Below are 14,934 nucleotides of genomic sequence, written 5' to 3' on the forward strand. Positions count from 1 at the left end.
TTTTTACTATAAAAATGACTTATTCTTTTTTCGTTTGAAATAAGTTCCCAATAAGCTAATGGCAATAAAAATAACAAGCAGTACAATAATCAGTCTTAGATTTCCTGCGACGACCGCATCACCACCTAAGGCATACAATAAACTACTCGGCAATACTCCGATTGTAACGTAGAGAACCCATCTGCACCAAGGCAATTTGATTTTTGCCACGTGATAATTGATCAGCAGGGTTGGAATCACAGGAATCATGTAACCTAGCATAATGCCTAGTTCTTGATTTTCAACAGCATTGATGACATTTTTTAATCCTGCAAAATGTTTCTTCAACTTGCTATCATTGTCCTTCAAATCAATCATTTCCAGAACTCTGACAAAGAGAAAATTTCCAAGAACATTTGCTGAGAGATTCATCAAAAATCCAATAGCAGGTCCGTAAATCAAGCCATTAAAGATAGCAAAAATCGCATTCGACATAAAAGGAATGGCTGCTGTCAGAGCTGTCAAAAATAGCAAAATAGTGATATTCAGCAGATTTTTTGTTCGTAACTGCATCAAAAACTGTGTCAAAGCTGTCTTTGAGCTAGATTGCCAAAAAGAAACAATCAATTGCCAGTGCCTGATGACATAAATCATAAAATAGCCACAAATACTAAGCAAACCAAGAATTACTAATAACTTGCGTAGCTGACCATATTTGTACTCATGTTTTTTCATATCGTTTCCATTATAAAGAAAAGTTTATAGCTTGACAAGAAGACTCAAGTGATAAAAAGATTATTTTTTAGAATTTTCAAACATTTATCCAACAGAACCTTCCATACTCATAGTAATCAAACTATTCATTTCAACGGCATATTCCATAGGAAGTTCTTTGGTAATCGGCTCCATAAAGCCATTAACAATCATGGCTGTTGCTTCTTCTTCGGAAATTCCTCGACTCATCATGTAATAGAGTTGTTCCTCAGAAACTTTTGAAACCTTAGCTTCGTGTTCCAAAGATACATTTGAGTTATGAATTTCATTAAATGGGATAGTATCTGAACTTGATAAATCATCCATTAAAATTGTATCACATTCAATGTGTGATTTTGAGCCTTCACTATGCTTGCCAAAGTAAACTGAACCACGATAGTCAGTCTTTCCGCCATCTTTAGCCACTGATTTTGAAATCAAGGTTGATGAGGTATGTGGAGCATTGTGATAAACTTTACAGCCAGCATCTAGGTGTTGACCATAATTGGCAAATGCCATGGAAAGCACTGACGTTTTGGCGTGTGGACCGTCTAAAATCGAACATGGATATTTCATATTGACCTTACTTCCGAGGTTACCATCAATCCATTCTAACATGCCGTTTTCTTCGACCTTACCACGTTCAGTTACTAGGTTGTAGACATTATCAGACCAATTTTGCATGGTCGTGTAACGAAAACTAGCATCACGTTTGACAATAATTTCTACCGTTGCTGCGTGAAGACTATTGGTTGTGTAATTGGGAGCGGTGCAACCTTCAATGTATTGAATTGAAGCTCCTTCGTCGACAATAATCAAACTACGTTCAAATTGTCCTGCATTTTCACCATTAATACGAAAATAAGTCTGTACTGGAATATCACACTGCACGCCCTTTGGCACGTAAATAAAAGTTCCACCTGACCAAACAGCACCATTTAAAGCGGCAAATTTATGCTCACTATTTGAAACAATTTTCCCAAAATACTCTTTAAATAGTTCAGGATATTCTTGCAAAGCCGTATCAGTATCAGTGAAAATAATGCCTTGTTTTTGGAACTCTTCTTTCATATTATGATAAACCACTTCAGACTCGTACTGAGCTACAGCACCAGAAAGGTAGTCACGCTCTGCTTGTGGAATCCCTAAACGCTCAAAAGTTTCTTTAATCTTATCTGGAACATCATCCCAGTCATTAACCTTCTTATCTGCTAACTTTTGAAAATAAATGACATCATCAAAGTCAATTCCAGATAAATCTGGTCCAAAATCTGGCATAGGAAGTTTATAAAACAACTCCAAGCTCTTCAAACGATAATCAAGCATCCATTTGGGTTCATGCTTGTAAGCAGATATATTTCGCACGATTTCTTCTGTTAACCCCTTACCCGTCGAATAAGTCGGAGTAAGATCATCGTGAAAACCATAATCGTAATCTCTATTTTTAGTCATAATGACACCTCACTTTATAAAAAAATCTTTATGAAAGGAAGAGAAAAAAAGAGATTGGAGCACACTCCAACCTCAGTTTCTTATTTAGTTTACTTTTTCAGAAATAGTTTCTGCGAAAGCTTCTAGATTTGCAATATCTTCATCTTCTGCAGCTAAGTCAACTTTAACTGAATCCGCACCTTTTGTTGCACCAGTCAAGGCAAATTGTGCTTCAAATTCGTCAACTGCTTTACAGAAGTAATCGTAAAAAGTATCACCAGATCCAACAACACCGAAGATTTTATCTGTCAAATCAACATCTGCAAGATCTTCGTAAAAATCAACGATTTCATCTGGCAATTCACCATCACCGTATGTGTATGATGCAACAATCGCAACATCAGCATCTTCAAAATCAGCTGCATCAACTGTTGTACATTCGTCTACTTCGACAGTGTGTCCAAGTTCTTCGAACTTATTTCCAACAATGTCAGCAATTTCTTCAGTATTTCCTGTCATGCTGGCATAGACAATCTTAACTAAAGCCATAGTTCCCTCCAAACATAAATTACCACTATTGTAGCATATTTTTACAGAAATGTTTTATATAAATTGTCAATTTTCGATAATAAATCAGCTTTTTGGGCTTCTGTTGTAAAGGATGCTTGGATAGCATTTTTATTAAATGTTAGAAAATCATCGATGCCAACGCCGAAGTGTTTGGCAAAGAGCGCGTATTCTCTTGTTAAGTTAGTGTCAGAAACCGTACGGTTATCGGTGTTAATGGTAATCTTAGCACCAGCATTTTTCAAAGTAAGAAAAGGAAACTCAGCTAAAGATTTCGCAGCTTTGGTTTGGAGATTGCTTGTCAAGCATAACTCAGCTGTCACTCCTTTTTTGACAAATTCTTGAATCAATCCAGGTTGGTCATAAATGGCTGTGGTATGACCAAGGCGCTTGATATCAAGGGCGATAGCATCTGCAATATAGTGAGCGCAACCACACTCACCAGCGTGAAATGTCAAAGGAAGTCCTAACTCCTGAGTGTGCTTGATAATAGCCTCTAATTCTGCAGGTGGAAAATCTAGTTCATTTCCTGCAAAGTCAAAACCAACCAACCCTTTTTCCGCTAAGGAAACAACATGGTCAAAGATATCTCGTGTCACATGTGCAGGTGATTGCCTCATTCCACAAACAAGAACTTTGGCTACAATCCCAAATTCTGCTTCTGCCTGCTTAAGCCCTGAAAGAACCGCTTCTACAGTCTCAGATGCTGTCAAACCTTCATCCATCGAAAACTCAGGTGCAAAACGAATTTCAGTGTAAATCACATTTTCCTGCGCAGCCTGTCTAGCCACATCATATGCTGCCAAATGAAGAGCTTCTTTAGTCTGCAAAAGTGGACGAACAAAATCAAATGCTTTAAGATAATCCATCAAAGATTCTGCCTCAGCGGGTGCAACTACCAATTTTTTCAATTCCTTGTCAGATTCTGGAACAGGAATATTCGACATCTCTGCCAATTGACGAATCGCCCCTAGTGAAAGAGAACCATCTAAGTGACAATGTAGTTCTGCTTTTGCCAAATCTTTTAATGCTCTTGTATCCAAGTTAGCCTCCCTAATTAAATTTTTTAGCTACTATCTTAACATATTCTTTTAACTTTGCAAAGAATTTTTACCAAAAAAAGATAAACCAGAATATTTTCATGGTTTATCTCTTTACTTTCTCCATTAAGACTTAAAATAATTGTTTATAAAGTGCGATTGTTTCTTCAAGGGTTGGCATAAATGGATTGCCTGGTGCGCAAGCATCAAGCAAAGCGTTTTTAGAAAGAAATTCGAAGTCGAATTCTTCTTCCTTGATATCAAGTTCTGTCAATTTCTTAGGAATACCAACGGTTGCTGACAATTTTTCGATTTCTGCAATAGCGTAATCGGCACATTCTTGGTCGCTTTTATCTTCGGTATGAAGCCCTAGTCCTTTAGCCACATCACGGAAAGCTGCTGGAACATGTTTGGCATTTTCGCGTTCTACAATCGGCAAAATCATCGCACAGCAAACACCATGTGGCAAATGATAAACCGCACCAAGTTGGTGAGCCATCGCATGCACGTAACCAAGCCCTGCATTGTTAAATGCCATACCACCTAAGAAAATAGCATTAACCATGGCTTCACGCGCTTCAAGGTCATGACCATCAGCAACTGCACGTGGCAAATATTCTTTGATTAACTCAATCGCACCAACTGAAAGTTTTTTCGTTGCAGCATAAGCACCTGGTGTTACCAATGCTTCGATAGCGTGAGTTAATGCATCCATACCAGTTGCTGCAGTTAATGACTTAGGCATTGAAACCATTAATTCTGGGTCATTGACTGACATCAAAGCCAAGCTATTTTTATCAACCATAACCATTTTGACTTTACGTTCTTCATCAGTGATAACATAATTAATGGTAATTTCAGCTGATGTTCCTGCCGTTGTATTAATGGCAATGACAGGCAAGCCTGTTTTTTCTGATTTATGAACGCCTTCGTAATCCTGAGGACGACCCCCATTAGTAGCTAGGATGGACATACTGCTGGCAGCATCTTGAGGGGAACCTCCTCCAAGAGAAATGATGAAATCACAACCATTTTCTTTTAGGGCTGCTAATCCTTCTTCAACGTTTTTAACGGTTGGGTTAGGGTCAACATCACTATAGACAACATAGTCAATGTTTTCAGCATCAAGCGGTGCCGTTACTTTAGGCAAAATATCACTCTTAGCAATAAAATGGTCAGTTACCAAAAGAGCTTTCTTATAACCATATTTCTTGATGTAACCACCAATTTCTTTAACCACTCCGCGACCAATAAGGTTTTGAGATGGAACATAAAATACTGACATGAGCATAGCCTCCTTATGATTTTTTATTTTTAGAAAACGTTTACATATATTATTCTAGCACTTTGCTTCTAAAAATTAAAAATAAAACCTTGGATTTATTTCAAAAATCCTCATTACCACCTCGCGGTCATTTCATGCTATAATAGGGTAAATCTCTAGCTTACAAAGGAATTTAGATATGAATACATTTGAAGAAATTTTAGAAAAAATTAAAGCTTACGATACTATTATCATTCACCGTCACCAAAGACCTGACCCAGATGCTCTAGGTAGCCAAGCTGGTTTACGTGAACTCATCAAACATAATTTCCCAGCAAAAAAAGTTTTGGCAACTGGTTTTGATGAGCCAACTCTTGCATGGATTACGACAATGGATGAAGTGTCTGACAGCGATTACGACGGTGCTTTGGTTATCGTTACAGATACAGCAAATACTCCTCGTATCGATGATGACCGCTACACAAATGGTGATTTCCTTATTAAGATTGATCACCACCCTAACGATGATGTTTATGGTGACTTGCTCTATGTAGACACTAAAGCATCAAGTGCCAGCGAAATCATCTCAGACTTCGCCTTTTCAACTGGTCTAAAAGTTTCTAGCGAAGCTGCACGTCTTCTATACTCTGGTATTGTTGGAGACACAGGACGTTTCTTATACCCAGCTACAAGCAGCAAAACCTTCATGATTGCAAGTAAACTTCGCGAATATGACTTTGATTTTTCAAGTCTTGCTCGCCAAATGGATTCTATTTCATTTAAAATTGCGAAACTTCAAGGCTTTGTCTATGATAACTTAGAAGTTGATGATAATGGAGCTGCGCGTGTGGTGTTGACGCAAGAAACTATGAAAAAATACAATGTCACTGAAGCTGAAACTTCTGCTATCGTTGGTGCTCCAGGTCGTATTGATTGTGTTCAATCTTGGGCGATTTTCGTTGAGCAAGCTGACGGTAACTACCGTGTTCGCTTGCGTAGTAAAACACAAGTCATCAACGAGATTGCTAAACGCCACGACGGTGGGGGGCACCCACTTGCCAGCGGAGCCAATTCTTACAGCCTTGAGGAAAACGAGCAAATCTATCAAGAAATCAAAGATTTACTAGCCTCAAAAAACTAAGCTCAAGCCTGCTGTAGAGCGATTTTTAACAATTATATTTCAATTCAATTAATTTGCACAAAAGTCTTGTCAAATATCGCATTATTTGATAAACTATAGAAGTTAAAATAACTATGGTGCGTAAAAAATCACCATGGCAGAAAGGAAATCTTTTAACAATGAAACAAAATATCCACCCAGAATACCGTCCAGTAGTATTCATGGACACAACTACTGGTTACAAATTCCTTAGCGGTTCTACAAAAGCTTCTGACGAAACTGTAGAATTTGAAGGCGCTACTTACCCACTTGTACGTGTGGAAATCTCATCAGATTCTCACCCATTCTACACTGGTCGCCAAAAATTCACTCAAGCAGATGGTCGTGTGGATCGCTTCAACAAAAAATACGGTTTCACAAAATAAGAAATCGCATTTACTACAAGAAGTCATTTCGAGCAATCGAAATGGCTTTTTTGTTTTTCCGTAAATGGGGCAACAAAAAAAAGAGCTTACGCTCTTTTTATCTAATATAAGCTAACCAAGCTTCGTCTTCTGCTAGAATATCTGAACTAGTGTATGAACCGCGGTATTTGTTCCAAACGTGGTTCGGATTAACGGTTTCAGTAGCTTGATTGGTTTGTTGAGTTTGGTTATCTTGTTCGGTAGTTTCTTGAGCTTCATCGCTTACCAACGGCTCATCGTAGCTTGTTAAGCCGTATTGCTCAATTAAGGCATTTAACTTATCAGCGTAAGCAGTATCTGTAGCATAACGACCAGTCAGAGCTGCTGTGGCATCTTGATAGGAAGAGGTATTTGACTTCCAAGTATCCGCATAAAGATTCCAACTTAATAAATTAGCATAGTCATTGAGCGAATCTGCTAAGCTGTTGTATGAGCGAAAGGCTTGATCAATCTCATAAGTGTTTCCACTGCCATCATCTTCCCAAGTCTGCATGACGACTGAATTACCATTATAAGCCCCTTTTACCCCAAAGAAATTATAATAAGGTTCTTGGCTAAGTGCTGATTGGCCACTACTTGATTCTAAAACAGCTTGAGCAATCATCACTGAAGCATAAAGGTTTCTTTCTTGACCAATTTGTCGAGCTGTTTCGCCAATACTTGTAATAAAATCAGCTGTCGCTGTTGGGGAAACTTGTCCTGATTCAGCAATAACAGCGTGAGCTGCATGTCTGAAAGTGAGGTTAATTCCCAATGTTATACAAGTAACTAAGGTCGAACAAGCTAAAAAGAATTTTGTCACTTGCTTGTCTTTCACGTGGCCTCCTAAAATGTAAGTGCTATCTTAACCAATTATAGCAAAGTTTTCATAAGCTGGCAACGCGAGTTCCTGCTCTCAAAAATCAACTTTTTACCACTTCCCTTAAAAAGAAAAGGCTTGAATCATTTGATTCAAACCTTTCATTATTTTAGTGAGCAACAAGGTGTTGGGCAATTTCTTGACCAGATTCTTTAGCTGGGAAGTAAGTTGGCCAATGTTCCATTTCTTTTAGAATTTCGTCTTGGCTACTGTTACCCCAGAAAAGATGGAAATGTTCAACATCTGTTGAGGTGATATTGTGGTCGCTAAATTGAATGTATTTGAATTCGCCAGCGTCTTTGTCATCTGTTTCAAAAAGATAACGAACACCACGGTTACCTTTTTTGTATTTCAAGATTTTGTGACCAACGTATTTGTAAGTGTAGGTGTGTTTTTCACCATTTTGAACAAAAGTAACTTTGTTTTTCTTACCATCAATGATGATTTGTTCAACGTCCGTTTGGTAACCTTTTGTGTAATAGTCTTTTACTTCTTGAGCAGTTTGTTCACCTTTTGAAGCTTTGGCTTTATAATCCCAGACAGGATCAAGTGTACCATCAAGAAGGTATGGGTAAGCAGATTGCCATTTTCCTGTCCAATCACTTAATTTACGATCAGTAACGTCTTTATCTTTGAAATAGCCGTGCTGAACAGTTTTGGTATCATCTGTTTCAGCTTTGATTTCTTTACCTTTGACGTCAGTTGTCAATTTCAAAGCTTTCAGATTTTCTTTCATGACTGAGAAGTAATCTTCGCCAGCTTTGATTTGTTTGTTAGTTAAGCTTTCTAGCGGATTTAAAACTTTTGTTTTTACACCAGCTTCATCTGCTAGCGTTGCAGCAACTTTACTTGACGCATTCTCTTCAAAGTAAATGTATTTGATATCGTATTTTTTAACGTATTTTGTAAGACTTGCAATACGTTTTGCTGAAGGTTCTACTTCTGGTGAAATTCCAGCAATCGAGATTTGATTCAAACCGTAATCAAGTGCTAAATAACCAAAAGCAGCATGCTGAGTGACGAAGCTTTTTTGTTTAGCATTTGAAAGTCCATCTGTGTAGGCTTTATCTAAGTCATTGAGTTTTTCAATGTAAGCTGCGCTGTTGGCTTTAAAAGTATCAGCTTTATCAGGGTATTTAGCAACAAAAGCATCACGGATATTTTCAACCAAAGTAACCGCGCGTTTTGGTGAGAGCCAGACATGTGGGTCATATTCATGACTATGTCCTTCATGCTCGTCATGGTCTTCGCCTTCTTCTTCAGCTGTACCAGCCATGAGAAGCATATCTCCACTTGCTCGAACGATAGTTAGGTTATCAGAATCAATTGATTTTTTGACTTTCTTAACCCATGTTTCCATGCTATCATCCATGTAGACAAACATATCAGCATCTGAAATCGTAGCTACATTTTTAGTAGATGGTTCAAAATCATGTGGTTCAGTCCCTGCTTTAATCAGCATTGATACATCAGCTGTATCACCAGAAACAGCCTTAGTAAATTCGTAGACAGGATAGAAAGTTGTCACCACTTTAATCTTGTCATCCGCTGCAACCTGCTTAATGTGGCTAACTTGCCAAACAAGCAAAAGTGCAAGTACATTTATCAATAAAAGAAATCTCTTCTTCATGTCGGCTCCTTTTCTTAACTAGTTAATAGTTTACCAGTAAAGTATAGTCGAACTTTCAACTTTTTGCAAGCTTTTTTGTAAATTTTTTCGCTTTCATACAAAAAATCCTCTGAAAAATATTCAGAGGATTCGTTATTAGTCGCTTACTGAGAAGCGGTTTGTCATGAGGTTACTTGCATCAAAGAGGATTTTATTCAATAGTTTTTGTGTTTCTTCTTGGATGTAATCACTCATCGCTTGGTTTTCAGCATCAAAATCAACGCTTTCGCCATTAGCTAAAGCGGCATCAACACGTTTGATACGGCCATGTCCTGCTGCCATTGTTTTCTCAACATAAGCTTCAATATCGCCTTCGTGTTGGTGGAAATGTGGATCTGCAACCGCTGCGATTAAGCGATTAGCCCAATAGAATGAATCAGTTGAGACATTTTCAGCAGTATTTGCAAAATAAGCTGGTGTAGTTGAAATTTGAGTAAAGAATGGCACCATTGTTCCAAATGGCATTGAACCGTATGCCAACCATTGGATACCTGTTGTATCGTGTGGTTGGTCAGGTCGTAATTGAAGAATAGCTGTTTGACTTGTGCGGTTGATACCAATTGTACGGAATGTACGTTGTGTCACAGCATTTCCTTCTGGACCATATGGATCAAATTCAGTATCTTGATAGTGGTTGCTCAAGACGTATTTGACATCTTCGATAGTGACTTTACGATAAGGTTTTTGAGCCCAAGGAATAAAGAAACTACGTGGGTCTTGCTCGATTTCTGGATTCAAGAAACGTTGCATTGCCCAAGCACGTGGTGTGTTGTAGTGGCGGTCCTTATCACGTTGGCTACCAAAAGCATAGCGTGGATTGAAGTGTTCATTTGAGTAAGTCAAATCTAGATTATTATCCTCAATGAATTCACGCAAGTCACTTGAGTACATGTAATCATCAGGGTTGTTAAATTCAAAATGGTCAATACCAAGTTGGTTTGGATTTGTGACATAACAATCATCTGGCACACGACGAGCAATCCAGTGGTGTCCACCGACAGTTTCTAACCACCAAATTTCATCAACGTCTGAAATAGCCACACCATTTGATTCGTATGTTCCGTATTCTTCTAGGATAGCACCAAGGCGCTCTACCCCTTCACGCGCTGTGCGAACATATGGAAGCACCAATGTTAGCATATCTTCTTCACCAATACCAGATTCAACAAGCGGGTCAGCACCCAAGACACGCGCATTTGTCGTGATAGTTTCTGTCTCACTCATAGCAACATTGGCTTCGTTGATACCAGCTTCTCCCCAGATACCATCTTTACGCAAAGCATCTGGCACTGATGTGTAGCGCATTGGGTTGTCTGGCAGGTCAATCTCAAATGAAGACAGAACTGATTTGTAATGACGTGGTTGGGCTTCTGGGTTAACCACGATAAATTGTTTCGGTGTGAAATCACCACTTTGTGAATCTTCAGTTCGAGCAATGATGGTTGAACCATCATATGACGCTTTTTTACCGACCAATATAGTTGTACATGCCATAATAAACTCTCTCCTTATTTTTTTCTATAATTCATTTGCAATTTTATTGATTTTACGCAATCGATGATTAACACCGCTCTTGGTCAAGGTTCCTTCCAAGTGGTCTGCGATTTGCTGAATCGAGTAATCAGGATTTTCTACACGAATCTTAGCCACTTGTTGCAATTCAATTGGTAAGGTCTCAAGTCCAACGGTATCCATAATTTTAATGATATTATTGATAGTCTTCATACTAGCTGTCACGGTTTTTGCAATGTTAGCTGTTTCCGCATTATTGGCACGGTTGACGTCATTGCGCGTCTCACGCATAATCTTAACTTCTTCAAAGCTTTCTTTACATTCCATCGCTCCGATGACAATCAAGAAATCCATGATATCTTCAGCCTTTTGCAAATAGGTCACTGCTCCATTTTTATGTTCAATAACCTTGGCATCAAGGATAAATTTTCGCATCAAGTTTGCCAAATCTTCGGCGTGGTCTTGATAAACGGAAAAGATTTCCAGCTGATATTTTCCTGATTCTGGATCACGAATGGTTCCAGTCGCCAAGAAAGCACCACGCAGATAAGCACGTCCCTTGTCATCATCTTCCAGGATGCTTGGGGTAATCCCCATTTCAATCCCGAAGAAAGAGTCAGCCAGCTGCAAATCGTTCAAAATCTCTCTGACATTTGCAGCGACAAAAACGGTGTAAACACGATTTTTTCGCAAATTAGTCTTTTGATGATACTTGATTTCAGGCTGAACCTGATAAATCGTTTCAATCAGTTCATAGATATGACGGGCTACCTTGGCATTTTCTGTTGTGATTGACAAGGTCAGTCCAGCACCTGTTAAGCCGAGGCTTCCTGACATTTTGATAATAGCTGATAATTCACTCTTATCAAATCGCGATAAATTCAACAATTCTTCTTTAACTTTTACTGTAAAACTCATCGCTTCTTCACCCTCACAAGGTTCATTAATTCTTCAACGACATAGTCGCCATTGTGAAAAGCTCCGCCATTTTCCAAACGAAGAAAATCAGATGAAATCACTCGTTTGACTTGCTTACGAAGCCCTGCAAAATCATGCTCAACTTGAACCAAATACTCATCAAATTTATTGTGGTCCATGTAATCTTGCGGCACTTTTTGAATGTTGACGAGAACCGTATCAATAACGTCTTTGCCAAGATGACGGTTGAGCACTTCGACGTGGTCAGCATCTGTGAAATGTTCGGTTTCACCATATTGCGTCATGATGTTACAAACGTAAGCAACCTCAGCTTTGGTATCAATAAGTGCCTGCTTGATTTCAGGAATAACCAAGTTTGGCAAAATCGAAGTAAACAAAGAACCAGGTCCAAGAACAATCATGTCACTATCCATGATTGCATCAACTACTTTTCGACTGGCAGTTGGTTCGTCGTCATTGTAAGTATTGGTCACATAAACATGGTCAATCATTCCTTGATAACCAGCGATATGGCTCTCACCAGCGACTTCATAGCCATCTTTAAAAACAGCATGCAAGGTTAATGGATTTTCACTTGCTGGGTAAATTTTCCCAGTAACGTGAAAAAATTTTGTCAAAATCTGCATAGCGCTGTAAGTAGAACCTTCCATTTCAGCGATTCCTGAAATGATAAGATTTCCAAGAGGGTGGCCAGCAAGCGGACCGTCTCCTTGCGCAAAGCGATATTGAAAGACTTTTTCGTAAAACTTAGGCATATCACTCATAGCCACGAGGACATTCCTAAGGTCTCCTGGTGGTGTCAATTGCATAACCGAACGCAGGGCTCCTGAACTGCCTCCATCATCAGCAACCGTTACGATGGCTGTAATATCGACCTCTTCGTGTCTCAAACTATTTAAAATGACGGGAATCCCTGTTCCTCCACCGATAACGGTAATTTTAGGTTTTCTCATGAACGGTTCACAGTCTCCTTGCGACGATTTTTATCGCGGTGGGTTTCATTAACCACCCAATCCGCTTTTAACTCTTCAGCTAAGCGATGAGCAAAGGCAACACTTCGGTGTTGACCACCTGTACACCCAATAGCAATGGTCAATACAGATTTTCCTTCTTTTTTGTAGCCTGGCAAAATAGGTTTAATGAGGCCAATCAAATGTTGGTAGAAATTTTCTGATTCCTCATGATTCATGACATAATCATAAACATCTTTTTCAAGACCTGTTTGATTGCGAAGTTCTGGTTTGTAGTATGGATTTGGCAAGAAACGTACGTCAAATACCAAGTCTGCATCGAGTGGCAAGCCATATTTGAAACCAAAACTCATGACTTCAATACGAAATGAAGCTTGATTTTCATCACTTGAAAATTGTTCAGAAATTGTCTTACGCAATTGACGAGGGGTTAATTCTGTTGTATCAACCACATTTTGGCTCAAGTTTTTCAAAGGTGCAAGCAACTCACGTTCTAACTTGATTCCATCTAAAATACGTCCATCAGCTGCCAATGGGTGACTGCGACGTGTTTCTTTATAACGAGCTACCAGTTCGCCATCTGTTGCATCCAAGAAAAGAATCTTGAAGTCAATTTTTGGATTTGAATCAATTTTATCTAAAACAGAAGTAATTTCGTTGAAGAAAAGACGACTACGCATGTCCACCACAAGAGCAACACGATTATTGTCACTTGTTTTTTCAACTAATTCAATAAATTTTGGCACCAAAGTCGGTGGCATGTTATCGATGGTAAAATACCCTAAATCTTCAAAGGATTGAATGGCAACTGTCTTACCAGCACCGCTCATCCCAGTTACAATAACTAAGTTAATCTCTTTATCAGACATTTTCTTCGCTCCTTCTCATTTTTTCAATTTGCCCCACTAAACGTGCCTGTTCTTCCTGCATACTCACTAGTTGTTTTGTCAAAGAAGCTAACATTTCCGTTTGTAATTTCTGAATTTCTAGTAAATCCGACTGATCTTGCTGAACTAAGTGATCCAATTTTGTATGTAACAATCGAATGCCTTCTTCTGATACCTTGTTAACATTGTAATCATTCTTAGCTTGCAGGCGATCATAGTCAGAAGCTCGATTTTGACTCATCATAATTAATGGCGCTTGAACAGCTGCTAAAGTTGATAAGGCAAGATTTAACAAAATAAAAGGATATTTGTCAAATACAATTCCAAAAGGTTTCAAAACATTCAAAGCCATCCAAACTCCCATAAAGCAGATGAAGGTAATAATAAAGGTCCAAGACCCACCAAAACGAGCCACATCATCCGCAATTTTTTGTCCAAATGTGATCTTTCTGTCCAATTGGTCTTGGACATCTAAAGCTGTATAACCTTGGTGCTTAGTCGCGTCGTAGACAGCTTCACGGACGTAGTCATTTTTACGATTAGCTTTATCGATAATCTCCTCTAAAAAAAGAAGACGGTAATAAGTCAGATTCTTATGGCTAATAAAGGCACCACTAGCAATATCAGGATGCTGCTTTTTGATAATCTCTTGTAATCTAATATCCAGAGAATCGATGATAACTCCCTCTTCAATTGGATAATCGCGATGATCAATGCTATCTTGCATTAGCTGTTTTTGACTCATAAGATCCTTCTTTCTGTCTGTTCCATTATACCAGAAATAAAACAAAAAAGCTGACTTCTCAGCTCTTTTCTACTAATCTTCTCGGTCGATGATGACACCCATAACGGTAAGGTGCCCGTTACTAACCAAGGTCAAAACCAAGCGGGCTAATTCTTTTGCTGGCATTGAAAAATTTGACTTAATCCACCAAAGTAAAGTCCCTGAAAAAATACTGGTCAGATAGGCCACGATAAATTCTGTTGGCACTTGCTCGCCAGATTCAGTGACATTTAGTTTTGCAAGCAAATGGTCGTATTTTTCATGTACCAAACTTCCAAATTCTTCTTGCATAACTTCCTGAGAGATGCTTTTTAGAACAATTTTAGCAATCGCAGCATTTTTTTCCAATCCATGATAAAACTCCGTTAAAAGTTTCTCAGCTCGCTTAACTTTTACACGTTCACCGTTTGTAATCTGTGCTGCATCAATCATGTCAGACATTTGCTCTAGAACTTGTTGTTGAATACCTTTTTGAAGGTCATCTTTATCAGCATAGTGCGCATAAAAAGTGGCACGATTAATCATGGCCTCATCAGCAATATCTTGCACTGTAATTTTCTCATAAGGTTTCTCGCTGAGAAGTTTGGCAAAGGCATCAAAAATCAATTTTTCTGTTCTCAAATAACGAATATCAGTAAGTTTCATGAGCTATTCCTCCGAGATAAACAACAGATTGTCGGGAATGTGTTGCTTAA

15 protein-coding genes are annotated in these 14,934 nt (G+C 38.6%); 2 read left to right on the plus strand and 13 right to left on the minus strand.

From position 1 onward, the window contains the following. Positions 1 to 6: 6 nt before the first annotated feature. The 5 genes from BMX18_RS01820 to BMX18_RS01840 form a co-directional block, all read right to left on the minus strand. Positions 7 to 714: a TVP38/TMEM64 family protein gene (locus BMX18_RS01820; RefSeq protein WP_093814841.1), complete on the minus strand. Its 708-nt coding sequence runs from the start codon at positions 712 to 714 to the stop codon at positions 7 to 9. Positions 715 to 798: 84 nt separating this feature from the next. Further along, positions 799 to 2,184: a Fe-S cluster assembly protein SufB gene (gene sufB / locus BMX18_RS01825; RefSeq protein ID WP_074602419.1), complete on the minus strand. Its 1,386-nt coding sequence runs from the start codon at positions 2,182 to 2,184 to the stop codon at positions 799 to 801. A gap of 84 nt (positions 2,185 to 2,268) precedes the next feature. Continuing rightward, positions 2,269 to 2,712 carry a flavodoxin gene (locus BMX18_RS01830; RefSeq protein WP_006532664.1) on the minus strand — a complete coding sequence of 148 codons (444 nt, stop codon included), beginning with the start codon at positions 2,710 to 2,712 and terminating at the stop codon, positions 2,269 to 2,271. Between the two features lie 41 nt (positions 2,713 to 2,753). Further along, entirely contained in the window at positions 2,754 to 3,773 is a 1,020-nt protein-coding gene (gene add, locus BMX18_RS01835; RefSeq protein WP_074868057.1) for an adenosine deaminase, read from the minus strand. A gap of 130 nt (positions 3,774 to 3,903) precedes the next feature. Beyond that, positions 3,904 to 5,055, minus strand: coding sequence for an iron-containing alcohol dehydrogenase (locus BMX18_RS01840; RefSeq protein WP_074564065.1), 1,152 nt, complete (start codon positions 5,053 to 5,055; stop codon positions 3,904 to 3,906). 178 nt (positions 5,056 to 5,233) lie between these two features. Here BMX18_RS01840 and BMX18_RS01845 point away from each other — a divergent pair, with 178 nt between their 5' ends. Together BMX18_RS01845 and BMX18_RS01850 are read left to right on the plus strand one after the other, a co-directional pair. Further along, positions 5,234 to 6,175, plus strand: coding sequence for a DHH family phosphoesterase (locus BMX18_RS01845; RefSeq protein ID WP_074868060.1), 942 nt, complete (start codon positions 5,234 to 5,236; stop codon positions 6,173 to 6,175). Between the two features lie 158 nt (positions 6,176 to 6,333). Then, positions 6,334 to 6,579: a type B 50S ribosomal protein L31 gene (locus BMX18_RS01850; protein WP_021142736.1), complete on the plus strand. Its 246-nt coding sequence runs from the start codon at positions 6,334 to 6,336 to the stop codon at positions 6,577 to 6,579. Positions 6,580 to 6,676: 97 nt separating this feature from the next. Here the strand turns inward: BMX18_RS01850 and BMX18_RS01855 are convergent, their stop codons facing one another. The 8 genes from BMX18_RS01855 to BMX18_RS01890 form a co-directional block, all read right to left on the minus strand. Continuing rightward, positions 6,677 to 7,435 (minus strand): glucosaminidase domain-containing protein, encoded by a 759-nt coding sequence (locus BMX18_RS01855; protein ID WP_074868064.1) that lies wholly within the window; start codon positions 7,433 to 7,435, stop codon positions 6,677 to 6,679. A 151-nt stretch (positions 7,436 to 7,586) separates the two neighbouring features. After that, entirely contained in the window at positions 7,587 to 9,107 is a 1,521-nt protein-coding gene (locus tag BMX18_RS01860; RefSeq protein ID WP_093814843.1) for a zinc ABC transporter substrate-binding protein AdcA, read from the minus strand. Positions 9,108 to 9,242: 135 nt separating this feature from the next. Further along, positions 9,243 to 10,640, minus strand: a complete 1,398-nt coding sequence (locus tag BMX18_RS01865; RefSeq protein ID WP_093814845.1) for a C69 family dipeptidase — start codon at positions 10,638 to 10,640, stop codon at positions 9,243 to 9,245. A 24-nt stretch (positions 10,641 to 10,664) separates the two neighbouring features. Beyond that, the gene (whiA, locus tag BMX18_RS01870) at positions 10,665 to 11,576 is read right to left on the minus strand and encodes a DNA-binding protein WhiA (RefSeq protein WP_074560647.1); all 912 of its coding nucleotides are present in this window, start codon (positions 11,574 to 11,576) and stop codon (positions 10,665 to 10,667) included. Continuing rightward, positions 11,573 to 12,550, minus strand: coding sequence for a YvcK family protein (locus tag BMX18_RS01875; protein WP_074560648.1), 978 nt, complete (start codon positions 12,548 to 12,550; stop codon positions 11,573 to 11,575). Before BMX18_RS01875 ends, whiA begins: the two co-directional genes overlap by 4 nt. Beyond that, on the minus strand, positions 12,547 to 13,437 hold the full coding sequence (gene rapZ, locus BMX18_RS01880) for an RNase adapter RapZ (protein ID WP_093814847.1): 891 nt from the start codon (positions 13,435 to 13,437) through the stop codon (positions 12,547 to 12,549). Before rapZ ends, BMX18_RS01875 begins: the two co-directional genes overlap by 4 nt. Next, the gene (locus tag BMX18_RS01885; protein ID WP_093814849.1) at positions 13,430 to 14,200 is read right to left on the minus strand and encodes a DUF1003 domain-containing protein; all 771 of its coding nucleotides are present in this window, start codon (positions 14,198 to 14,200) and stop codon (positions 13,430 to 13,432) included. Before BMX18_RS01885 ends, rapZ begins: the two co-directional genes overlap by 8 nt. 72 nt (positions 14,201 to 14,272) lie before the next feature. Beyond that, entirely contained in the window at positions 14,273 to 14,884 is a 612-nt protein-coding gene (locus BMX18_RS01890; protein ID WP_039696567.1) for a TetR/AcrR family transcriptional regulator, read from the minus strand. Positions 14,885 to 14,934: the final 50 nt, after the last annotated feature.

The sequence above is a fragment of the Streptococcus sp. 45 genome (assembly GCF_900108865.1).
Taxonomy (GTDB): Bacteria; Bacillota; Bacilli; order Lactobacillales; family Streptococcaceae; genus Streptococcus; species Streptococcus ruminicola.

What these genes read in the sequence shown, in the direction of transcription:
- BMX18_RS01890 (WP_039696567.1), bottom strand. Translation starts at nt 14,884, where the DNA reads ATGAAACTTACTGATATTCGTTATTTGAGAACAGAAAAATTGATTTTT.
- BMX18_RS01820 (WP_093814841.1), bottom strand. Translation starts at nt 714, where the DNA reads ATGAAAAAACATGAGTACAAATATGGTCAGCTACGCAAGTTATTAGTA.
- BMX18_RS01860 (WP_093814843.1), bottom strand. Translation starts at nt 9,107, where the DNA reads ATGAAGAAGAGATTTCTTTTATTGATAAATGTACTTGCACTTTTGCTT.
- BMX18_RS01850 (WP_021142736.1), top strand. Translation starts at nt 6,334, where the DNA reads ATGAAACAAAATATCCACCCAGAATACCGTCCAGTAGTATTCATGGAC.
- BMX18_RS01840 (WP_074564065.1), bottom strand. Translation starts at nt 5,055, where the DNA reads ATGTCAGTATTTTATGTTCCATCTCAAAACCTTATTGGTCGCGGAGTG.
- BMX18_RS01865 (WP_093814845.1), bottom strand. Translation starts at nt 10,640, where the DNA reads ATGGCATGTACAACTATATTGGTCGGTAAAAAAGCGTCATATGATGGT.
- rapZ (WP_093814847.1), bottom strand. Translation starts at nt 13,437, where the DNA reads ATGTCTGATAAAGAGATTAACTTAGTTATTGTAACTGGGATGAGCGGT.
- BMX18_RS01875 (WP_074560648.1), bottom strand. Translation starts at nt 12,550, where the DNA reads ATGAGAAAACCTAAAATTACCGTTATCGGTGGAGGAACAGGGATTCCC.
- sufB (WP_074602419.1), bottom strand. Translation starts at nt 2,184, where the DNA reads ATGACTAAAAATAGAGATTACGATTATGGTTTTCACGATGATCTTACT.
- BMX18_RS01830 (WP_006532664.1), bottom strand. Translation starts at nt 2,712, where the DNA reads ATGGCTTTAGTTAAGATTGTCTATGCCAGCATGACAGGAAATACTGAA.
- BMX18_RS01845 (WP_074868060.1), top strand. Translation starts at nt 5,234, where the DNA reads ATGAATACATTTGAAGAAATTTTAGAAAAAATTAAAGCTTACGATACT.
- BMX18_RS01885 (WP_093814849.1), bottom strand. Translation starts at nt 14,200, where the DNA reads ATGAGTCAAAAACAGCTAATGCAAGATAGCATTGATCATCGCGATTAT.
- whiA (WP_074560647.1), bottom strand. Translation starts at nt 11,576, where the DNA reads ATGAGTTTTACAGTAAAAGTTAAAGAAGAATTGTTGAATTTATCGCGA.